The organism is Tessaracoccus oleiagri, assembly GCF_900103275.1.
Taxonomy (GTDB): domain Bacteria; phylum Actinomycetota; class Actinomycetes; order Propionibacteriales; family Propionibacteriaceae; genus Arachnia; species Arachnia oleiagri.
Genome location: NZ_FNGP01000003.1, coordinates 285,425 through 306,927, shown reverse-complemented (window position 1 = coordinate 306,927; position 21,503 = coordinate 285,425). Strand labels below are relative to the sequence as shown.

The 21,503-nt window shown below is 70.8% G+C and carries 19 protein-coding genes and 1 riboswitch; of the genes, 12 read left to right on the top strand and 7 right to left on the bottom strand.

The genetic code is table 11. The features are described from left to right. Positions 1 to 22: 22 nt before the first annotated feature. Complete coding sequence (locus tag BLR46_RS09415) at positions 23 to 1,510, top strand: leucyl aminopeptidase (RefSeq protein ID WP_093251381.1); 1,488 nt, start codon at positions 23 to 25, stop codon at positions 1,508 to 1,510. Here BLR46_RS09415 and BLR46_RS09410 read toward each other — a convergent pair. Next, positions 1,507 to 2,724 carry an AGE family epimerase/isomerase gene (locus BLR46_RS09410; RefSeq protein ID WP_093251378.1) on the bottom strand — a complete coding sequence of 406 codons (1,218 nt, stop codon included), beginning with the start codon at positions 2,722 to 2,724 and terminating at the stop codon, positions 1,507 to 1,509. The two genes, BLR46_RS09415 and BLR46_RS09410, sit on opposite strands and share 4 nt — an antisense overlap. Further along, a complete protein-coding gene (locus BLR46_RS09405; protein WP_093251376.1) occupies positions 2,721 to 3,050 on the bottom strand; it encodes a hypothetical protein in 330 nt (109 codons plus the stop codon). Before BLR46_RS09405 ends, BLR46_RS09410 begins: the two co-directional genes overlap by 4 nt. Before the next feature lie 49 nt (positions 3,051 to 3,099). Between BLR46_RS09405 and BLR46_RS09400 the strand changes: the two genes are divergently transcribed. The 6 genes from BLR46_RS09400 (at position 3,100) to BLR46_RS09375 (ending at position 10,571) form a co-directional block, all read left to right on the top strand. Beyond that, positions 3,100 to 4,494, top strand: a complete 1,395-nt coding sequence (locus BLR46_RS09400; RefSeq protein WP_093251373.1) for an FAD-dependent oxidoreductase — start codon at positions 3,100 to 3,102, stop codon at positions 4,492 to 4,494. A 36-nt stretch (positions 4,495 to 4,530) separates the two neighbouring features. Then, positions 4,531 to 6,351, top strand: a complete 1,821-nt coding sequence (gene sucB, locus BLR46_RS09395) for a 2-oxoglutarate dehydrogenase, E2 component, dihydrolipoamide succinyltransferase (protein ID WP_093251371.1) — start codon at positions 4,531 to 4,533, stop codon at positions 6,349 to 6,351. An 80-nt stretch (positions 6,352 to 6,431) separates the two neighbouring features. Beyond that, the gene (lipB, locus tag BLR46_RS09390) at positions 6,432 to 7,076 is read left to right on the top strand and encodes a lipoyl(octanoyl) transferase LipB (protein ID WP_093251368.1); all 645 of its coding nucleotides are present in this window, start codon (positions 6,432 to 6,434) and stop codon (positions 7,074 to 7,076) included. Between the two features lie 9 nt (positions 7,077 to 7,085). Further along, positions 7,086 to 8,021 carry a lipoyl synthase gene (locus BLR46_RS09385; RefSeq protein ID WP_093251365.1) on the top strand — a complete coding sequence of 312 codons (936 nt, stop codon included), beginning with the start codon at positions 7,086 to 7,088 and terminating at the stop codon, positions 8,019 to 8,021. Positions 8,022 to 8,038: 17 nt separating this feature from the next. Further along, entirely contained in the window at positions 8,039 to 8,809 is a 771-nt protein-coding gene (locus tag BLR46_RS09380; RefSeq protein WP_093251362.1) for a DUF4191 domain-containing protein, read from the top strand. Position 8,810: 1 nt separating this feature from the next. Then, positions 8,811 to 10,571, top strand: coding sequence for an ABC-F family ATP-binding cassette domain-containing protein (locus tag BLR46_RS09375; protein ID WP_093251360.1), 1,761 nt, complete (start codon positions 8,811 to 8,813; stop codon positions 10,569 to 10,571). Between the two features lie 4 nt (positions 10,572 to 10,575). Here BLR46_RS09375 and BLR46_RS09370 read toward each other — a convergent pair whose 3' ends face one another. Together BLR46_RS09370 and BLR46_RS09365 are read right to left on the bottom strand one after the other, a co-directional pair. Then, positions 10,576 to 12,003: an outer membrane protein assembly factor BamB family protein gene (locus BLR46_RS09370; RefSeq protein WP_093251357.1), complete on the bottom strand. Its 1,428-nt coding sequence runs from the start codon at positions 12,001 to 12,003 to the stop codon at positions 10,576 to 10,578. Between the two features lie 105 nt (positions 12,004 to 12,108). Then, positions 12,109 to 12,522, bottom strand: coding sequence for an RDD family protein (locus BLR46_RS09365; protein ID WP_245701628.1), 414 nt, complete (start codon positions 12,520 to 12,522; stop codon positions 12,109 to 12,111). Positions 12,523 to 12,724: 202 nt separating this feature from the next. Between BLR46_RS09365 and BLR46_RS09360 the strand changes: the two genes are divergently transcribed. Both BLR46_RS09360 and glnA read left to right on the top strand, forming a co-directional pair. Continuing rightward, entirely contained in the window at positions 12,725 to 14,080 is a 1,356-nt protein-coding gene (locus BLR46_RS09360; RefSeq protein ID WP_093251355.1) for a dicarboxylate/amino acid:cation symporter, read from the top strand. Positions 14,081 to 14,160: 80 nt separating this feature from the next. Beyond that, entirely contained in the window at positions 14,161 to 15,582 is a 1,422-nt protein-coding gene (gene glnA / locus BLR46_RS09355) for a type I glutamate--ammonia ligase (protein ID WP_093251352.1), read from the top strand. Positions 15,583 to 15,644: 62 nt separating this feature from the next. Here glnA and scpC read toward each other — a convergent pair whose 3' ends face one another. Next, positions 15,645 to 17,153: a succinyl-CoA:acetate CoA-transferase ScpC gene (scpC, locus tag BLR46_RS09350; RefSeq protein ID WP_093251350.1), complete on the bottom strand. Its 1,509-nt coding sequence runs from the start codon at positions 17,151 to 17,153 to the stop codon at positions 15,645 to 15,647. A 235-nt stretch (positions 17,154 to 17,388) separates the two neighbouring features. Between scpC and BLR46_RS09345 the strand changes: the two genes are divergently transcribed. Then, a complete protein-coding gene (locus tag BLR46_RS09345) occupies positions 17,389 to 18,357 on the top strand; it encodes an MDR family oxidoreductase (RefSeq protein WP_093251347.1) in 969 nt (322 codons plus the stop codon). A gap of 5 nt (positions 18,358 to 18,362) precedes the next feature. Then, the gene (locus BLR46_RS09340) at positions 18,363 to 18,761 is read left to right on the top strand and encodes a hypothetical protein (protein ID WP_093251345.1); all 399 of its coding nucleotides are present in this window, start codon (positions 18,363 to 18,365) and stop codon (positions 18,759 to 18,761) included. On the opposite strand, the gene BLR46_RS09335 is transcribed toward BLR46_RS09340, so the two are convergent. After that, positions 18,758 to 19,687 (bottom strand): ABC transporter substrate-binding protein, encoded by a 930-nt coding sequence (locus BLR46_RS09335; protein WP_093251342.1) that lies wholly within the window; start codon positions 19,685 to 19,687, stop codon positions 18,758 to 18,760. The two genes, BLR46_RS09340 and BLR46_RS09335, sit on opposite strands and share 4 nt — an antisense overlap. Further along, on the bottom strand, positions 19,684 to 20,487 hold the full coding sequence (locus tag BLR46_RS09330; protein WP_093251339.1) for an ABC transporter permease: 804 nt from the start codon (positions 20,485 to 20,487) through the stop codon (positions 19,684 to 19,686). Before BLR46_RS09330 ends, BLR46_RS09335 begins: the two co-directional genes overlap by 4 nt. A gap of 65 nt (positions 20,488 to 20,552) precedes the next feature. Then, positions 20,553 to 20,685: riboswitch (FMN riboswitch) on the bottom strand. A gap of 55 nt (positions 20,686 to 20,740) precedes the next feature. Between BLR46_RS09330 and BLR46_RS09325 the strand changes: the two genes are divergently transcribed. After that, on the top strand, positions 20,741 to 21,502 hold the full coding sequence (locus BLR46_RS09325) for an extensin family protein (RefSeq protein WP_093251337.1): 762 nt from the start codon (positions 20,741 to 20,743) through the stop codon (positions 21,500 to 21,502). The last annotated feature ends 1 nt before the right edge of the window (position 21,503 follow it).

Here is a 21,503-nt window from a genome sequence, read left to right as displayed (position 1 = left end):
AGTACCTCGATAGGCTGGCCGAATGCACGACGTAACCCTGGAACTAGCCAAGTCCCTCCCCCGCTCCGCCGACGTGGTCGTCGTCGGACTCACCACCTCGGGCGACATCACGACCCTCGTGGGCGGAACCCCCGAACTCGAGAAGGCCTACGCCGGAGCCTTCAAGGTCGGCGTCGGCGACCTCGCCGTCGCGCTCGGCGCCACGAGCGAACTCGAGAAGGTCACCGTCCTGCCGGTCAGCGACGGCGGGCCCCGCGCCGTGGTCGTGGGCCTGGGCGAGCCCGACGTGTCCCCCACCGCGCTGCGCCGCACCGTCGGCGCGGCCCTGCGCCGGGTGGCGGAGCTGCCGGGCGCGGAGGACCTCACCGTCGCCGTCTCCCTCGAGCTCGCGGACCCCGAGCTGGTCCAGGCCGCCGCCGAGGGCGCGGCGCTCGGCGCGTACCGGGTTCAGCGCGTCACCACCGAGCCGAAGCCGGAGCCGGTGTCCCGCATCGTCCTGCTCGCCAAGTCCGAGCTGCAGGAGGCGATCCGGGTCGCCGACGCCGGCGTCCGCGCCGTCTACCAGGCCCGCGACTGGGCGAACACCCCTCCGAACCTCCTCTACCCCGAGACCTTCGCCGACGCCGCCAAGGCGTACGTCAAGGACGAGCGCATCACCGTCGAGGTCCTCGACGAGAAGGCCCTGGAGAAGGGCGGCTACGGGGGCATCCTCGCGGTCGGAGGCGGTTCCGCCGCCAAGCCGCGCCTCGTGCGCCTGAGCTACGTGCCCCGCGGCGCGCGGTTCCACCTCGCCCTCGTCGGCAAGGGCATCACCTTCGACTCCGGCGGCCTCGACATCAAGCCGCCGGCGAGCATGGAGGGCATGCAGATGGACATGAGCGGCGCCGCGATCGTGATCGCCGCCATCAAGGCCATCGCCGAGCTCGGCCTGAAGGTCCGCGTCACCGCGTACGCGGCGATGGCCGAGAACATGCCGTCGGGCTCCTCCTACCGCCCGGGCGACGTGCTGACCATGTTCGACGGGCAGACGGTGGAGAACTACAACACCGACGCGGAGGGCCGCCTCGTCATGGCCGACGCGATCGGCCGCGCCGGCACCGACGAGCCCGACCTGATCGTCGACGTCGCCACCCTCACCGGCGCCTGCATGGTGGGCCTCGGCGAGCGCATCGCCGGCCTCATGACCAACGACGACGCGACCGCGGACCGGGTGCTCGACGCCGCGGAGGCGGCCGGCGAGGAGTTCTGGCAGCTGCCGATCACCGACCACGACCGCGACCAGCTGAAGTCCGACATCGCCGACTTCCGCTCCGGCGGCAGGAAGCGGTGGGGCGGCGCGCTCGTCGCCGGCGCCTTCCTCGAGAAGTTCGTCCCCGAGGGCGTGGCCTGGGCACACCTGGACATCGCGGGCCCGGCCGACGCCTCAGAGGCGTTCGGCTACACCACCAAGGGCGGCACCGGCGTAGGCGTGCGGACGCTGATCGCGCTGGCCCAGCAGGCCTCCGCCTAGCGGGCCAGGTGGGCGGCCAGCCCGGCCTCCAGCGGCAGCTTCGCGTACAGCGTCGCCTGCAGCACGTGGTAGAGGTCGGGCTTGCCGTCCCACGTCCGCGTCGTGGGCAGCAGGTCGTCGTCGAGTTCCGAGTGCCAGGCGCCGTGGTCGTGGTCCATCAGGTAGGCCTGCGCGAAGTCCCAGAACCGGGTGTACCAGTCGGCGTACTCCTGCTTGCCGGTCGCGAGCCGGAGCACGTGCGCGGCGCCGATCGCCTCGGTGACCGGCCAGAAGAAGCGGTTGGAGATGACGGGGCTGCCGTCCCAGTCGACCGTGTAGTAGAAGCCCCCGTTGGGCGCCCACGCGTCGGCCAGCGCCCCCGCGAACAGTTGCTCGGCCGCCGGCACGAGCCACTTCACGTCGGGGCGCAGCCCCGCGATCTGGACCGCCAGCTTCGACCACTCCAGCCAGTGGCCCGGGGTCGAGCCGTACGGCCGGAACGGGTGGGCCGGCTCGTCACGGTTGTAGCCCGGCACCGGCTGCCACTGCTCGTCGAAGTGCTCGACGAGGCGGTGCGGCTCCGGGCGTCCCGAGCGCAGCTGCCCCTCGACGAACCGCTCGGCCAGCCGGATCGCCCGCTCCAGCAGCACCGGGTCGCCGGTGGCCTCGTGGGCGGCCAGGTAGGCCTCGGTCAGGTGCATGTTGGCGTTCAGCCCGCGGTACGGGTCGGCCACGGTGAACGTCCGGTCCATCGCGTCCAGGGCGGCACCGTCGGCCTCGTTCCAGTAGTGCGCGTCGATGAGCCCCAAGGCCTCGGTCAGCAGGCCCTGCGACCCCTCGATGCCGGCGGTCAGCGCCGAGGAACCGGCGAGCACCACGTGCGCCAGCCCGTAGAGCTCCTTGGACTCGTCGCGGTCCTCCTCGTTCACCGCGGCGAACCAGCCGCCGTACCGGGTGTCGCGGCCCGGCGGCGTGGTGAGGTAGCGCACACCGTGCGCGGCGATCTCCCGGGCGCCCTCCCGGCCCAGCAGGTGAGCGAGGGAGAAGCAGTGCGTCATGCGCGCCGCGAGCCACAGCCCCTTGCCCTTCTCCGGCATCGGCTGCCCCGTGCCGCCGAGCCAGAAGTAGCCGCCCTGCGGGTCGGCGACGTGCGGCTGGTAGAAGTCGAGCAGTTCCTCGCGGTAGCGGTCGAGCCAGGCCAGGTGGGCGTCCGTGCCCCAGGTGTGGTTGATCATGCGATGGGCTTTCGTTTGTTGGCCTTGCCGTACTCGCGCATCCGCTGGGGATACGGGACTACGCCGGCGTCGTAGCAGGGGATGTCCAGCTCCTCGGCGAACGCGTACCCGTACTCCTCGCTGGGTACCGCCCGCCGCGTGGACTCGCCGTCGGCGGCCACGAGGAGGATGGACGGCTTGTTGAAGCTGGTGGGCCGCTCGATCCACGCCTCGACGCCGCGACGGCTGCGCACGAACGCCACCAGGTGGTCGTAGGAGACCCCTCGGAGCGCGTCCGTGGCGCGCCGGACCTCGGCCTTCGCTCTGCGTCGTCGGAACCAACCCACGTGGACATTATTGCCCACCCTCCGAATGCCCCGTGGAAGACTGGCCCCCATGACCGACCTCGCCGTCCTCGGCGCCGGCTCCGCCGGTTACGCCGCCGCCCTCCGCGCCTCCCAACTCGGACTGGACGTGACGCTCGTGGACCCCGGCCCGCTGGGTGGCACCTGCCTGCACGTCGGCTGCATCCCGACGAAGGCCTGGCTGCAGTCCGCCAAGGTCCGGCGGACGGTGCTGCACGCCGGCGCGTTCGGGATCGGCGGCGGCACCGGCGACGTCGACGCCGCCGCGATCCGGTCGCACGCCGACGACGTGGTCGACCAACTGCACCGGGGGCTCTCGGGGCTGGTCTCCGCCAGCGGCGTCCGGCACGTGGCCGCGGCCGGACGTCTGGTCGGCGGCACCGTGGTGGAGGCTGGCGGCGAGCGGATCGAGGCGGCGGCGGTCCTCGTCGCCACCGGTGCGGAGCCGGTGACGCTGGGGCTGCCGGTCGACGGGGAACGGATCATCACCAGCGAGCACGCGCTCCGGCTCGATGCGCTGCCGCGGCGTGCCGTGGTGCTCGGCGGGGGTGTCATCGGCGTCGAGTTCGCCTCCCTCTGGGCCGACCTGGGCGTGGAGGTGGTCATCGTGGAGGCGCTCGACAGGCTGCTGCCGTCCGAGGAGCCCGCGCTGTCCAAGGTGCTGACCCGCGCGCTCCGGTCGCGCGGAGTCGACGTGCGGACCGGCGCCCCGGTCGCCGGGGCCGAGGCCGGGGACGGCGGCGTGCGCGTCACCGTGGGCCACGAGCAACTGGAGGCCGACCTGCTGCTCGTGGCCGTGGGACGGCGTCCGCGCGTCGCCGGGCTCGGGCTCGAGGAGGTGGGGGTCGAACTGGACGGTGCCGCGATCGCCACCGACGCGGACCTCCGGACCAGCGTCCCGCACATCCACGCCGCCGGCGACGTGGTCGCCGGCCCGCAACTCGCGCACCGCGGCTACGCGCACGGCCAGTTCGTCGCAGAGCTGGTCGCGTGGGAACTGGGCCGATCCCGGCACCGGCCGACCCTGCCGCCCGACCATCAGATCCCCCGCGTGACGTACTCCTCCCCGCAGGTGGCGAGCGTCGGCCTCCGCGAAGACCAGGCCGGCCCCGGCGCCCGCAGCGTCACCTACCACCTCGCCGGGAACGGCAAGTCCCTGATCGCCCGGCCGACCGATGAGAGGGAGACCGGGATGGTGAAGGTCGTCCGCTCCGCCCAGGGGCCGATCGTCGGGGTGCACGCCGTGGGCGAGGACGTGGCCGAGCTGATCACGTCGGGTGCCATGCACGTCGGCTGGGGCGCCGAACCGGACGACGTCGTATCGATCGTCCACCCCCACCCGACGGTGGGCGAGTCGCTCGCGGAGGCGATTCTCGCGCTCGGGGGGCGGCCTTTGCACATGCGGGTCGCAACGGATATAGGCTGAACAGCAACACGCGGCAAGCAAAGGAGCATCTACACAATGTCAACCGAAGTAACGCTTCCGGCACTGGGCGAATCGGTCACCGAGGGCACGATCTCGCGCTGGCTGAAGGCCGTCGGCGAGACCGTCGAGGTCGACGAGCCGTTGCTGGAGGTCTCGACCGACAAGGTCGACACCGAGATCCCCAGCCCCGTCGCCGGCACGCTCCTTGAGATCCGGTTCGAGGAGGACGACGTCGCCGAGGTCGGCGCGGTCCTCGCCGTGATCGGTGAGGCGTCCGAGGGTGGCGACGCGCCGTCGCAGCCCGAACCGGAGGCCGAGCCCGAGCCGGAGCCCACCGAGGAGGCGGCCGAGGAGGTTCCCGTGCAGGAGTCCCCGCAGCAGACCGAGGAACCCGCTCCGCAGGCCCCGTCCGGCGGCGGCAAGGCGCAGGGCACCGAGGTGACACTCCCGGCACTGGGCGAGTCGGTCACGGAGGGCACGATCTCGCGCTGGCTCAAGTCCGTCGGCGACTCCGTGGACGTCGACGAGGCCCTGCTCGAGGTCTCCACGGACAAGGTTGACACCGAGATCCCCAGCCCGGTCGCGGGCACGCTGCTCGAGATCCGGTTCCAGGAGGACGACGTCGCCGAGGTCGGGGCCGTGCTGGCCATCGTCGGCGACGAGAGCGCCGCCCCCGCAGCCGAGGAGGCTCCCGCTCCGGAGGCTCCTAAGGCGGAGGAGCCCGAGCCTGAGCCGGCGAAGAAGGAGGAGGCTCCCGAGGAGGCCGCGCCCGCCGCCGACCCGGTGAAGGCCGAGCCCACCAGCGAGGAGGCGCCCGCGCCGTCGCAGCGTTCGACGCCCGAGCGCTCGGAGGCCGTCGAGGCGGCCGTGGCCCGCCGCGCCGCGGAGTCCTCCAGCGACGGCACCTACGTCACCCCGCTCGTGCGCAAGCTGGCCAAGGAGCACGGTGTGGACCTCGCCCAGGTCACCGGCACCGGCGTGGGTGGTCGCATCCGCAAGCAGGACATCCTCGACGCCGCAGAGGCCGCCAAGCAGGCTCCCGCCGCCCCAGCCGCCGCACCCGCGGCCGCCGCTCCGGCCGCTGCGGCCCCGGCCGCCGCTCCGAAGGCACAGCCGACCGCGGAGGCGAAGGCCCTGCGTGGCACGACCGAGAAGCTTTCGCGCCTGCGCAAGACCATCGCCAACCGCATGACCCAGTCGCTGTCGGTGTCCGCGCAGCTCACCGCCACGGTCGAGGTCGACGTCACCGCGATCAGCCGGATCCGGAAGGCCGCCAAGGACGACTTCAAGAAGCGCGAGGGCGCCTCGCTGTCGTACCTCCCGTTCATCACGCTGGCGACGATCGAGGCCCTGAAGGCGTTCCCGACGCTCAACGCGACGATGGACCTCGAGGGCGGCACGGTGACCTACGCCGACGGCGAGCACATCGGCATCGCGGTGGACACCCCCCGCGGTCTCCTCGTGCCCGTCATCAAGGACGCCGGCGACCTGAACCTCACCGGCCTGGCCAAGAAGATCGGCGACCTCGGCGCCCGCACCCGCGAGAGCAAGGTGACCCCCGACGAGCTGTCCGGCAGCACGTTCACGATCACCAACTACGGCTCGGCCGGGACGCTGTTCGACACGCCCATCATCAACCAGCCCGAGGTGGCCATCCTCGGCACCGGTGCGCTGGTGAAGCGGCCGGTCGTCGTCGCGGACCAGTTCGGCGACGAGACGATCGCGATCCGCGACATGATGTACCTGTCGCTGACCTACGACCACCGACTGGTCGACGGCGCCCTCGCGGCCCGCTTCCTGTCGGCGATCAAGGCCCGCCTCGAGGAGGGCGACTTCGGCGCCGAGTTCGGTCTCTGAGCCACCCCGCGTGTGCGACGGCCGGTCCCCTGTCGGGGGGCCGGCCGCCGGTCGTTGAAGGGTGGAGTAACCTGACCGGCATGCTGACCTTCGAGGATCTCGGCCTGGGCCGGGGCGACGCGGACTACCAGCGCACGTGGGACTACCAGCGGCAGGTGCACGACGCGGTGGCCTCGGGTCAGCGGCCCGGGCACGTGCTGTTCGTCGAGCACTCCCCTGTCTACACCGCGGGGCGCCGTACCCTCCCCGAGGAGCGGCCGTTCGACGGGACACCCGTGATCGACGTGGACCGCGGCGGCAAGATCACCTACCACGGCCCCGGCCAGCTCGTCGGCTACCCCATCGTCCGCCTCCGCGACGGCATGGGCGTGGTGGACTACGTGCGCAAGCTGGAGGAGGCCGTCATGGGGCTCCTGACCGACTACGGCATCCCCGGCGGGCGCGTCGAGGGCCGCACCGGCGTCTGGCTGCCCGCCGACGCCGACCGGCCGGAGCGGAAGATCTGCGCGATCGGCGTCCGCGTCTCCCGGCGCACCACCATGCATGGCTTCGCGCTCAACGTCGCCTCCAGCGCCGAACGGTTCGGCAACATCATCCCGTGCGGCATCGCCGACGCGGGCGTCACCTCGATCGTCGAGGAGGTCCCCGGCGACTGGACGGTCGAGGGCGTGGCGAGGGACCTGCGGCCGCACCTGGAGGCGGCGCTCGATTTCGGAAGCGAGTAGGGTGGCAGCGTGACTGCAGTGAAGCCAGAAGGTCGGAAACTCCTCCGCGTGGAAGCGCGCAACGCGGAGACCCCCATCGAACGCAAGCCGGAGTGGATCCGCACCAAGGCGAAGATGGGGCCGAACTACAACGACCTGCAGAGCATCGTCAAGACGGGCAACCTCCACACCGTGTGCCAGGAGGCCGGCTGCCCCAACATCTACGAGTGCTGGGAGGACCGCGAGTCCACCTTCCTGATCGGCGGCGACCAGTGCACCCGGCGCTGCGACTTCTGCCAGATCACGTCCGCGAAGCCCGAGGGCTACGACCCGGCCGAGCCGCTGAGGGTGGCCGCCTCCGTGAAGCAGATGGGGCTGCGCTACGCCACCGTCACCGGCGTCTGCCGCGACGACCTGCCAGACGAGGGCGCCTGGCTGTACGCGGAGACGATCCGCCAGATCCACGCCGTCAACCCCGGTGTGGGGGTCGAGATGCTGGCGCCCGACTTTTCCGGCAAGCGGGAACTGCTGCAGCAGCTGTTCGACGCGCGCCCCGAGGTCTTCGCCCACAACGTCGAGACCGTCCCGCGGATCTTCAAGCGCATCCGTCCCGGATTCCGCTACGACCGGTCGCTCGAGGTGCTGCGCTGGTCGCGCGACGAGGGGCTCGTCACCAAGTCCAACCTCATCCTCGGCATGGGCGAGACCCGCGAGGAGATCTCGGGCGCCCTGCGCGACCTGCACGACGCCGGTGCGGAGCTGATCACGATCACCCAGTACCTGCGCCCCAACGCCACCCTCCACCCCATCGACCGCTGGGTCACGCCCGACGAGTTCGCGGAGCTGGAGCAGGAGGCCAAGGAGATCGGATACTCTGGTGTGCTGTCCGGACCTCTGGTCCGGTCGTCCTACCGCGCCGGTCGCCTGTACCGCACCGCGATGGACGCGCGGAAGAAGCAGTCCTGATCCACTAGAAAGCGACCATGGCAAAGAGCGAGAAGGCCAAGGCACTCGAGGCGAAGCAGAAGGCCGAGGCCCGGGCCGAGAAGCTTCGTCGGAAGAACTCCACCAACCCCGCCGACTGGGGCCGGTGGCGTCAGCTCGTCGAGGTGTACAAGGCGACCAAGGAGCACGATCCCAAGCTCGGGCTCATCCTGGTGGCATCCTTCCTGGTGCCGTTCCTCGTCATCCTCGCGCTCACCCTGTGGCTCGCCAACGGCTGGCTGGGGATCCTCCTGTGGACCATCCTCGCCATCACCACCGGCATCATGGCCGTGCTGCTGATGCTCACCCGCCGCGCCCGTCGCGGCGCCTACAAGCGTTACGAGGGACAGCCCGGCTCGGCCGAGGTCGCCCTCAACATGCTGAGCAAGAAGTGGCACTCCACGCCCGGTATCGCCGTCACCAAGAGCTACGACGCGGTGCACCGCACGCTCGGCCCCGGCGGCCTCGTGCTGATCGGCGAGGGCGAGCCCGGCCGTCTCAAGGCGCTGCTCGCCAGCGAGAAGAAGAAGCACGACCAGGTGCTCTACGGCGTGCAGGCCCAGGTGGTCCAGATGGGCACTGGCCCTGGACAGGTGCCGCTCGACAAGCTCGCCGACCACATCAAGAAGCTGCCCAAGCAGCTCACCGACGCGCAGATCAACGAGACCCGCAACCGCCTGCGCTCGCTCGACGCCATGCGCCCCAAGGCCCCAATCCCCAAGGGCCCGATCAACATGAAGGGCGCACACAGGGCGATGCGCGGCCGCTGACGTGGCCAACATCGTCAACGCCGAGGCGGTCACCCACGGCTTCGGCACGCGCACGCTGCTCGACGGGGTGTCGCTGGGCCTCTCCGCCGGGGAGGTGATCGGCGTCGTCGGCCGCAACGGCGACGGCAAGACCACGCTGCTGCGCATCCTCACCGGCGAACTCGAGCCCGACGCGGGCCGAGTCACCGTCTCCAACTCCGCCTCCATCGGCGTGCTCCGGCAGGAGCACATCGGGACCGACGAGCAGACGATCCGCGACGTGGCGCTCTTCGGCGAGCCCGACCACGTCTACGCCCGCCACGCCGAGCAGCGCGCCGTGGTGCAGGCGCTACTCCCCGGCCTCGAACTGGACCGAACCCTCGGCACGCTGTCGGGCGGGGAACGGCGACGCGTCGCCCTGGTCTCGGTGTTGCTCGGCCCGCACGACCTGATCGTCCTCGACGAGCCCACCAACCACCTCGACGTGGAGGCCATCGCCTTCCTCGCGGACCACCTCGCCGCCCGGTCGCGCGCCGGCCTGGCGATGCTGGTCGTCAGCCACGACCGCTGGTTCCTCGACGCCGTCTGCACGCGCATCTGGGAGGTGCACGACGGCGTCGTCGACGCCTACGACGGCGGCTATGCCGCCTACGTGCTAGCCCGGGTCGAGCGGCAACGGCAGGCGGCCGCGAACGAGGCGCGCCGGAAGAACCTGGCGCGCAAGGAACTCGCCTGGCTGCGCCGCGGTGCCCCGGCCCGCACCTCCAAGCCGAAGTTCCGCATCGACGCGGCCAACGAACTCATCGCCGGTGAGCCGCCGCCCCGCGACAAGCTCCAGCTCGAACAGTTCGCCACGGCGCGCCTGGGCAAGGACGTGTTCGATCTCACCAACGTGCGCTACGAGGTGGGCGACCGGCAGCTGCTGCGGTCGCTGACCTGGTCCATCGGTCCCGGCGACCGGATCGGACTGGTCGGCGTCAACGGAGCCGGCAAGACGTCCCTGCTCGACCTCCTGGCGGACCGCCGCTCCCCCACCGCCGGCAAGATCAAGCGCGGGCAGACGATCCGGCTGGCGTACCTCTCCCAGGCCGTCGCCGAGCTCGACGACAGCGACCGGGTCCTGCAGTCGGTGTCCCGGCTGAAGGAGGAGACGCGGCTGGCCACGGGCCGGGAGGCGAGCGCCTCGTCGCTCCTGGAGGAGTTCGGGTTCACCGGCGACCGGCTGGTGGCCCGGATCGGCGACCTCTCCGGTGGCGAGCGCCGCCGGCTGCAGTTCCTCCGACTGCTGCTCACCGAGCCCAACGTCCTGATCCTCGACGAGCCCACCAACGACCTCGACATCGACACGCTCACCGTCGTGGAGGACTACCTCGACACCTGGCCCGGCACCCTCATCGTCGTGAGCCACGACCGCTACTTCCTCGAGCGCGTCACCGACGTCACGTACGCGCTCCTGGGCGACGGCAGTTGTGTGCTCCTGCCCGGCGGGGTGGACGAGTACCTCGAGCGCCGGCGGACCGGCGGGGCCGCGACCACCGTCGCCGCCCCGGCTGCGCCTGCGAAGAACACGTCGGACGCCGCCGCCGAGCGCGCGCGGAAGAAGGAGCTCGCGCGGCTCGAGTCCCAGCTGGAGAAGGTGGAGGCGGAGATCGCCGGGCTCCACCAGCGCATGGCGGAGGCCGCCACCGACTACAGCCGCCTGGCCGAACTCGGGACCCAACTGCAGGACGCCGAGTCTCGGCGCGACGCCATCGAGGAAGCCTGGCTCGAGTCGGCCGGGTGACCGGTCAGGGCGGGTACAGCGGCGACAGGCGCTGCTCCTCCGGGGCCACCAGGAGCAGCCTCGGCCCCACCTGCGTCACGGCTCGGAAGCCGCGGTAGGTCTCCCGCCACTCCAGCGCGCCGTCGCCCAGACCACGACGCGACAGGACGAGGTCACCAGCCGGGGAGAGCCCGGCGCTGAAGTACGAGCCCGTGCCCAGATGGGGCGCACCCTCGTAGGGAAGCTCCGCACGCACCTCGCCGGAGTCCTCGTCGAGCACCGTGATCGCCCACCGGTCGGGCGTGACCGCGACCAAGCCCTCGTCCCCGCCCAGCAGCAGCGTCATCGTGCCCTCGAGTTCCCGCTCCCAGAGCAAGCCGCCGTCGGCCGGGTCGAGCCGCATGAGCCGCGTCCCCTCGAGGGTGGACGACGTGGCGTAGAGCTTCCCGTCGACCGCCAGCGGGATGAGTCCCGCGTCGAACCGCTGCCAACGCACCGCCCCGTCGCTCCACCGGCGAGCCCTGACCACGCGCTCCCCCGCACCCACCGAATGCTCGACGAACAGGTCCTCCAGCGCCTGCCGCTGGAACCGCTCCCCGGGCCCCGCCACTGCCAGCCAGCCGGGAATGGCCCCCGTCGCGGGGTCGAGTGCCGTGAGGAAGACGTCACCGCCCCGCATGGTCGCGCGGCGGCCCTCGTCCTCGGGGACCAGCAGCAGCCAGCCCCCGTGCCTGCGGAGCTCGGGCGCGTGCCCGAGCCACATGTACGGGTCGATGGTGGTGCGCCAGCTCACGGAGTTGATGTCCTGCATCGCCTGGATCTCCGACGTGCCGGTGTCGAGGCGGTAGATGCGTCCGTCGTCGGAGGGGACGAGCCGGTGGGCCGGGTCCCAGTCACGACGCGAGAGCTCGCGTCCGTCGTCGAGGTTCAACGCGACGACCACGTCGCGTTCGTCCTCCGCCCCGGGCGCGAGCGTCCGGGGCGTCGAGAGAACCAACAGTGCCCGCCGGTCCGCAGCGTTGCCCACGAGGCTCACGGCCCCGATCGGCCGGTCGGCCCCCACCTCGCGCTCCCAGAGGGTAGTGCGGCCCTCGTTGGTCACGCTGCGCACCTGCACCGTCCGGCCGCCGAGCGACACCCTCGCGGTGAGTTCCATGCCGCCGACGCGGCCGAACGCGTGCACGGAGGCCATCGCGGGCGGCGGTTGCTCCAGTCCGACGACCAGTCCGGCCTCCAGCCAGTCGGCCTGCGGGGGCCGCAACACCCACTGCCCGGCCAGCACCGCCAGGACGAGCACGGCCACCGCGGCCGTGATGCCCCGGCGACGGCCGCGGGAACGATCGACCGCGGCGTCCAGGTCGATGGCGTCACCGGCCCGCGAAGGTACCGGCGCGACGAACGTCACCGGCAGGTCCTGCCCGCCGCGCTGGAACGGTGAGAGTTCGGAATTCATGTCGGCCCGGTTCCGTGATGACCTCGTTGCTCCTCAGTGTTCTTCGGAACGGGCGATGATGCAAGAGTTCCGCCCCACGACTCGCGTACTGGGGCCGGCCGGCCCTCAGCGCCGGTTGACCACCACGGTGCCGAGCAGGAGGTCGTGCAGGCCCCGCCGTTCAGCGCCCACCACGAACATCGGGATCACCAGGCACTTCAACGCGGTACGCACGGTGGGGCGCCAGAGGCCGAGCGGTCCGCCCTCGACGCGGGTCACGCCGATCCGGGCCAGCAACTGGCCGAAGGAACTGCCGGTCACGGTCGTCAGCACCGATGCCTCGACGAAGTAGACCGCCAGCACCATGAAGCTCCTCCAGCCGGACTCGGTGAGCACGCCCGGGCCGAACAGCATGGTGGCCACCAGCATGGACGCCGCCCAGTCCCCGATCATCGCCGCCACCCGGGCACGCCAGCTCGCGAGCGAGCCGGGCCCAGACGACGGCAGTCCGATGCTCTCACCCGGGTAGCCGCTGTCCACACCGCGAGCGTAGCGGCTGCGCCGTGGGCCCGGCCAACCGGGCACTTGTGGTGCGGGCCGCCCTGTGACATCCTTTGCCCATGCCAATCCTGGTGACCCGGCCCTGGGTCGACAACTGCATCATCACGACCGCGTCCTGTTGACGCCGGTCCCCGCAGTCGTCCCCAGCCCCACCCGTCACCAGTAGAAAGCACCCATTCCCATGGCACAGACCGCCATCGCGCCTGCCGACGTGCAGCCGCAGAACAAGCAACCCCTGTGGAAGTCCTTCGGCTTCCAGATCTTCCTCGGCCTCGTCGTCGGCCTCTTCCTCGGCCTCGCCGCAGCGGCCATCGGCCCGGGCGCCGACGAGTCCCCCAATTGGCTCACCGTCCTCCTCAGCGAGGTCGGCAGCGGCTACGTCAAGCTCCTCACCGTGCTGGTCGTGCCGCTCGTCGTCACCGCCGTCATCTCCTCGGTTTCGCGGCTCCGCGAGGTCACCAATGCCGCCCGCCTCGCCGTCAGCACGCTGATCTGGTTCGGCATCACCGCGCTCGCCAGCGTGGTCGTCGGCATCCTCGCCGGCCTGGTCTCCAGCCCGTGGCTCACCGCCGGCGTCTCCGGGGACGCCGCGCAGGAGCCGGGACGCACCGGCGACTGGCTCGCCTTCCTCACCGGCCTCATCCCCAGCAACATCCTGGGCCTCGGCGTCCGGGTGAGCGGTGATGCGGAGGCCGGGTTCACCGCCACCCCGAACTTCTCCATCCTGCAGATCCTGCTGATCTCCATCGCCTTCGGCATCGCGGCGCTGAAGGTCGGCGAGAAGGCGGCCCAGTTCGTCTCGCTGACGGAGTCGGTCCTCGCCGTGGTGCAGAAGGTGCTCTGGTGGATCATCCGCCTCGCCCCCATCGGCACCGCCGCGCTGATCGGGCGCGCCGTCGTCACCTACGGCTGGAGCTCGCTCGCCTCGCTCGGCGCCTTCGTCGTGGCGCTGTACGTCGGCCTGGCCATCGTCTGGCTCGTCGTCTACCCCGTCATCCTGAAGCTCCACGGACTCGGCGTCGGGCAGTTCTACCGCAACGTGTGGCCCGTGATCTCGCTCGGCTTCGTCACGCGCTCCTCGATGGGCGTCATGCCGGTCACCGAGCAGGTCGCCGAGCGCAACCTCGGCGTGCCGCGCCGGTACGCCAGCTTCGCGGTGCCGCTCGGCGCGACGACCAAGATGGACGGCTGCGCCGCGATCTTCCCGGCGCTCGCGGCGATCTTCATCGCCCAGTTCTACGGCGTGGACCTCAACCTGACCCACTACCTGCTCATCGCGTTCGTCGCGGTGATCGGCTCCGCCGCCACCGCCGGGACCACCGGCGCGACGGTGATGCTCACCCTCACGCTCTCCACGCTGGGCCTCCCCCTGGCCGGCGTCGGCCTGCTCCTCGCCGTCGAGCCGATCGTCGATATGGGGCGCACCGCCCTCAACGTCACCGGCCAGGCCCTCGTGCCCACGGTCGTCGCCAAGCGCGCCGGCGTGCTGGACGAGGACATATACCACGCCAAGCCGGAGTTCAGCGCCAAGATCTGAACTTATAAACACCGGACGATTCGCGGCGGGGCCCACTCATCTAGAGTGGGCCCCGCCTGCTACAGAGAGGGGCTCTCCAAATGTTCAAGAACGCTGAAGAACTGCTGGCCTACGTCCGGGACGGTGACATCGAGACCATCGATGTGCGGTTCTGCGACATCCCCGGCGTCATGCAGCATTTCACCGTGCCGGCCGCCGCTTTCGATGAAGCCGTGTTCGAGGACGGTCTCAACTTCGACGGGTCCTCCATCACCGGATTCCAGAAGATCCACGAATCGGACATGTCGCTGCTGCCCGACCCGACGACCGCGTTCGTCGATCCCTTCCGCAAGTCCAAGACGCTGAACGTGAACTTCTTCGTCCACGACCCGCTGACCAAGGAACCGTACTCGCGTGACCCGCGCAACATCGCCCGCAAGGCGGAGGCGTACCTGCAGTCGACGGGGATCGCGGACACCGCGTTCTTCGCCCCCGAGGCCGAGTTCTACGTGTTCGACGACATCCGCTTCGACACCACCTCCAACTCGGCCTACTACCACATCGATTCCGAGGCCGGCGCGTGGAACACGGGCCGGGTCGAGGACGGCGGCAACCGCGGCTACAAGGTGAAGTACAAGGGCGGCTACTTCCCCGTCGCGCCGGTGGACCACTTCGGTGACCTCCGCGACGACATCGTCCGCCACATGGAGAACGCCGGGCTGCAGGTCGAGCGTGCCCACCACGAGGTGGGGACCGCTGGGCAGGCGGAGATCAACTGGCGCTTCGACACGCTGCTGCGGTCGGCCGACGACGTGATGAAGTTCAAGTACCTCGTCAGGAACACCGCCTGGGAGGCCGGCAAGACCGCCACCTTCATGCCGAAGCCCATCTTCGGCGACAACGGGTCGGGCATGCACTGCCACCAGTCCCTGTGGAACGACGGCAAGCCCCTGTTCTACGACGAGAACGGCTACGCCGGCCTCTCCGACGTCGCCCGCTGGTACATCGGTGGGCTCCTCAAGCACGCCCCGTCGCTGCTGGCGTTCACCAACCCGTCGGTGAACTCCTACCACCGTCTGGTGCCCGGCTTCGAGGCCCCCGTGAACCTGGTCTACTCGCAGCGCAACCGCTCGGCCTGCATCCGGATCCCGATCACGGGCTCGAACCCGAAGGCGAAGCGGATCGAGTTCCGCTGCCCCGACCCGTCGTCGAACCCGTACCTGGCGTTCGCCGCGATGCTGCTCGCCGGCCTCGACGGGGTCCAGAACCGCATCGAGCCGCTGGCGCCGGTCGACAAGGACCTCTACGAGCTGCCGCCCGAGGAGCACGACCAGGTGCCCACGGTGCCCGCGAGCCTCGGAGCGGTGCTCGACCGGCTGGAGACGGACCACGACTTCCTGCTGGCCGGGGACGTGTTCACGCCCGACCTCATCGAGACGTGGATCGAGCTCAAGCGCGCGGAGATCACCGCGATCGCCCAGCGCCCGCACCCCTACGAGTTCGAGTTGTACTACGCGCTCTGAGCTCTCGGTACACGAAAGCGGCCGGTCACCCTCGGGTGGCCGGCCGCTTCCGCGTTCGCGAGTCAGGCGCCGCGCGGCATCATCGAGCCGGTCTCGGCCAGGCGCAGGTGGAACTCGAACGCCCTGGCGAGGTCGTGCGGGGTCTGCTGCGGCGAGGTGGCCTTCGCGTGATCGAAGTACTCCTGCAGCAGCGGCCGGTAGTCCGGGTGCGCGATGGCGATCATCCGCGGCACCCGCTCCTGCGGGGACAGCCCGCGCAGGTCGGCGTACCCGTACTCGGAGACGATGACCATCGCGTCGTGCTCGGTGTGGTCGATGTGCGAGGCGAACGGCACGATCGCGGAGATCGCGCCGTGCTTCGCCACGGACGGCGTGATGAACGTCGACGTGAAGGCGTTGCGCGTGAAGTCGCCCGAGCCGCCGATGCCGTTCATGATGCGCGACCCGGAGACGTTGGTGGAGTTCACGTTGCCGTAGATGTCCGCCTCGATCAGTCCGTTGTTCGAGATCAGGTCGAGTCGGCGGATGACCTCCGGGTGGTTGGAGACCTGCAGCGGCCGCGTGATGATGTACTTGCGGTAGTGCGCCGCCTCCTCGTTCATCTTCTGCGCGTACTCCGGGGAGAGCGAGAACGACGTGGCCGAGGCCACCGACATCTTGCCCGCGTCGATGAGGTCGACCATCCCGTCCTGGATCACCTCGGTGTAGGCCTGGATGTTCTCGAACTTCGAGTCGAGCAGCCCGGCCATGACCGCGTTCGGCACGTTGCCGACGCCGGACTGCATGACGTACCCGTCGTAGCGGAGGCGGCCGAAGCGCACCTCGTCCTCGAGGAAGTCGAGGAAGTGGCCGGCGATCTGCTTGGAGACGTGGTCGATCGGTTTGAAGGGGGCGTTGCGGTCGGGGAGGTCGGTCTCGACGACCGCCACCACCTTGGACACGTCGATGTCGATGTAGGTGGTGCCGATGCGGTCGCCGGTGGCGTAGATCGGGATGTGCTGGCGGCCCGGGGCGGCGCCGATCCGGTAGATGTCGGCCATCCCCTCGAGGTCCTCGGACTGCCAGGAGTTGACCTCGATGATGATCTTCTCGGCCGCGTCGAGGAACTCCACGTTGTTGCCGACGCCCGAGGAGGGGATCAGGTTGCCGTCGGCGTCGATGCGGGTGGCCTCGACGATGGCGACGTCGACCTTCCCGAAGAAGCCGGCTGTCACCTGCCGGGCGGTGTGCGACAGGTGGGTGTCGAAGTAGCCCATCCGTCCCTCGTTGATGGCCTGCCGCATCGACGGGTCGGACTGGTAGGGGAAGCGGAGGCGGATGGCGTCGGCCTCGGCGAGGACGCCATCGCAGTCGGGGGCGGTGGAGGCGCCGGTGAGGAAGTCGATCTGGTAGGGCTCGCCCCGGTCGTGCAAGTCCTTGGCGCGGTTCGCGATCGCGGTTGGCAAGGCCTTCGGGTACGCGGCACCGGTGAAGCCCGACGTGGCCACCACGGCACCGTGGGGGATCAGCTGGGCGGCCTCATCGGCAGACATGACCTTGCCGCGTAGCTCGGCGTTGTCAATACGGGGCATCTACTCTCTCCTTAGTCGAGGTTGCTTCGGGGCATCCGCACCACTGCGAATGACTTCGATCTCCGCGAAGTCGGCTCGCCCAAGTCTGGCAGAAATGCCTCGGGTCGTCAGCCGCTCCCACCGCCGAACCGCCATGCAGACGGTCCCATGCCGGGTCGAGATCGAATCACTCATCGCCTCATCCTTGCACGAGGCGGGCGCCCGGAAGGTCCCGGCCCCTCAGTAGGGTGGGGACATGCGTGGAATCGTGGTCAGGGATGAGGGCGTCGCCCTCGAAGAGTTCGGCGAAGAGCTTCTCGGGGAGGGGACGCTGCACGTCGACGTGGCGTACTCCGACCTGAACTACAAGGACGGGCTCGCCGTCACGGGCAGGCCCGGCGTCGTGCGGACGAGGCCGCTCGTCGCCGGCATCGACCTGGTCGGCCGGGTGGCGGAGTCCTCCGACGAGCGTTGGTGCCCCGGCGACTGGGTGATGCTGAACGGCGCCGGACTGTCCGAGACCGCGCACGGCGGCTACGCGACCCGCGCGCACATCGATGGTGAACTGGCCGTCGCGCTCCCCGACGGGCTCTCGCCCGAGCAGGCCGCCGCGCTGGGCACCGCCGGCTACACCGCCGCCCTCGCCGTCCTCCGGCTGGTGATGGAGGGCGTCTCCCCCGACCAGGGGCCGGTGCTCGTCACGGGCGCCACCGGCGGCGTCGGCTCGATCGCGACGATGCTGCTGGCCGCTGCCGGCTTCGACGTCGCGGCGCTCACCGGGCGCCCCGACGAGCTCGGCGACTTCCTGCGGGAACTCGGCGCCGACGAGATCGTCGCGCGGGCGGACCTGGAGGGGGCCGGCAAGCCGCTGCAGAAGGCCACCTACGCGGGCGTCGTGGACTCGGTCGGCGGGGAGGTCCTCGCCAATGCCATCGCCCGCACCGTGCCGGGCGGCACGGTCGCCGCCTGCGGGCTGGCCGGCTCGCACGCGCTGCCTACGACGGTGATGCCGTTCATCCTGCGGGGCGTGACCCTGGCCGGCATCGACTCCGTCTGGGCGCCCGCCAACGACCGGGAGGACGCCTGGCGCACCCTCTCGCGCGGCGTCGATGTCGAGCTTCTCGACGCCATGACCACGCGGATCGGGTTGGACGGGGTCATCGCCGCGGGCGAGGAGCTGCTGGCGGGCCGCCGGCACGGCCGCACCCTCGTCGAGGTGCGCTGACCGCGGTGGCGGGACGCAACACCTGGCGCGACCCCAAGGCGCTCGCACTCTGGCTTGTGGTGGCCCTCGTCCTGTGGCTGCTGATCCCGGCCGGGGCGACGCTCGGCGTCATGGTCTGGGAGTGGACCAACCCGGGCGTGGGCTACGCCTACGACCCGATGGTCATCCCGCCCTTCCTGGTGCACGGCTCGGTGGGACTCGTCGCCGCCCTGGGCGTCGTGGTCCTCGTCTGCCGACGGCTGCGGCTCGGGCTGCTGTGGCTGGTGCTCGCCGTGCTGCTCGCGGGAATCCTGTGGGCGCTCGCCCCGCTCCTGCCGGGCACGAGCGGGGTCTACCTCACCGTCCTGCTGCCGCCGGTCATCGGCGCCCTGGTCTTCCGCCCCAGGGCGCCCCTCGAGTACTAGCCCGAGACGATGCCCGCGCCGGTGAGGAACTCCTCCATGCGCCGCATCGCCGCGGGATCGACGTCGACGCTCACCTCACCGGACGGGTCGCGCCACAGCTCGATCGTCGCCTCCAGCACGCGCTGGGCCATCTCCAGCTGGGCCGGGTCGGCGAGCGCGGGCACGTGCTCCTTGGTAGCCTCGATCGCCGCCGCGGGATCCTCCACCACGCGGCGCTCCGCGGCCAGCAGACCGGCCACCACCGCAGCGACCGCCGGCTCGTCGGCCCGATCCGGGGTGGTGATCAGCCCGGGCCCCACGAGCATCGGCTCTTCGGAGATGGGCACCTTGGACACCTCCACGCCCATCATCTCCAGCTGCACGAGCTCGTTGTTGGTGAAGCCCATGATCGCGTCCACCTTGCCCGTCGCCATCGCCGACACCTGGGTGTAGCCGATCTCCTGCAGCGTCAGGTCGTCCTCCGTGAGCCCGGCCGATTCCATGGCGGCCAGCGCCGCGTAGTAGCTCGAGCCGAACCGTCCGGGGATGCCCAGCGTCTTGCCGCGAAGCTCCGACAGGTCGCCCGCCTGGCCCAGGAACAGCACCTCCACCGGGTAGCGCTGGTAGCTGGTCGCCACCGTGACGAGCTCCTGCCCCGCCACGACCGCCTCGTCGGAGGAGGCGTACACCAACTGCTCCTGGTCCCGGGCCAGCGCGCCGAACAGGTCCTCCTGCTCGCCGTGGTGCCGGATCGTCACGTCGACGTCCTCGAACAACCCCTCCTTCAGCCCCAGGTAGAACGCGCAGAACTGCACGTTGGGGATGTAGGTCAAACCGACCGTCACGGCCGGATCGGGCGACGGCGCCGGCTCATCGGCGGGCGAGCATCCCGCGGCGACGAGCGCGGTGAGGCCGCCGGCGGCGAGGAGGTGACGACGAGAGATCATTGGGTTTCTCCTTGGAGTCGGTTGGACGCAGCTTGTTCGAGGACTGCGAAGAGCATGTAGAGGACCATCGACGCGGCGCTGATCCAGAAGATGACAGTGAACATCCCGGTGGTGTCGGAGGCCTGCCGGGAGAGGGTGAGCAGCGTACCGAGGCCCCTGCCACCCATGACGAACTCCCCCACCACGGCGCCGGTCATCGCCAGCGCCGCGCCGGCGCGCATGCCGGCGAGGATCGACGGCGCGGCCATCGGCAGCTCGATGTGCCAGAGACGCTGCCACGGGCCGGCGCCGTCGAGCATGCCCGCTTCGAGGGCGCGCATGTCGAGACGGCGGAAGCCGATGATGGTGGTGGTCACCATGGGGAAGAAGGCGACGATGGCGCACAGCACCGCGATCGGCACGGCGCCGTAGCCCAGCCACAGGACCAGCAGCGGCGCGAGCGCGACGAGCGGGACGGTCTGCGAGAGTGCCACGAACGGCTCGAACACGGCCGCCAGCACCCGGGAGTGCGACGAGGCGAGCCCGAGCGACAGGGCCGCGACGATCGCGAGCAGGACCCCGAGCACGGCCGGACCGAGCGTGGGCCAAAGGTACTGCCAGGCGAGTCCCGACGAGGCCTGGCGCACGACGCGGACGGCCACGTCGAACGGGCTCGGCAGCAGCAGCGGAGGAAGCACGCGGCTCAGCGCGTACCAGGCGAGGACGACGACGACGAACGCGACCGCGGGCACCACGAGACGCTCGGTGCGCGTGCGGGGGTAGGTCCGCGCGGGGTACGCGACCCACAGGCGAGCTGCCATCCCAGTCCCTTCATCGGTCCGGGGCGCTCACCGACGCGGGCGCGCAGACAGGCGCGCCGCATGGGCTCGCATTCCTCCCATCCAGACTCTTACTGTCGGCCTCGGAATTCCACCGAGTCAGCCATCGGACGCGGGCGCGTCGTCAGGGTCGCGGGCTGTAACCGCCGGTTCGGACTTTCACCGACCCCGGAATACGTGGCCCCCACTCTAGCAGCGGCTGGGGAAACGGGTGCACCACTCCTATTCTGGTGACATGACCACGAGGCGCGCGCTGCTCACCGCCGCGTCCTTGGCGCTGCTCACCGGCTGCGGCCGGAACACCGTGCTCGAGCCACTGGGCGAACCCGATGGCCGCGCGGCCCCGACGTGCCGGACGCCGGGGGATCTCGTCGCGTTCGACGCCGTCGCTACCGGCACGCTGCTCTACGACGAGACGGGCGCACCCACCACCATGCAAAGCGACCCGGCCTTCCTCGCCCGGCTCGAGGCCTGGGCGGCGGACTGGGCCGAGTTGAGCGGGCTGGGCGCGATCCGGACCGTGACGAGCTTCGGCGCCTACGTCGACAAGTGCGGCTCCTACCACCAGGTGGGCCGGGCTTTCGACATCTCCGCCATCGCGCACGACCGGGGCGAGGTGTCGCTGCGCTTCGACCGGTGGGGGCCGGGCTCGTCCACGCAGTTGCGCGACTACTGGCGACTCGCCGCGTCGCTCCACCTGCACTTCAGCTACACGCTCGCCTACCCCTACGACGCGGCGCACCACAACCACATCCACGTGGACAACGCTGTCTCCGGGGACGGTCTGAGCACCTTCAACCGGCGCAGCGGCACCCAGGTCCAGCTCGTCCAGTACGCGTGCCGCCACGTCTTCGGCCACGACGTGGAGCCGACCGGCGACTACGACGACCAGACCCGGGACGCGGTGCGCCGCGTCCAGTCGATGGCCGACCTGACCTCGCCGCTGGCGACTCCCGAGGGCTGGCGGGGGTTCCTGCGCGCCGTTGCCCGGGGCTGAG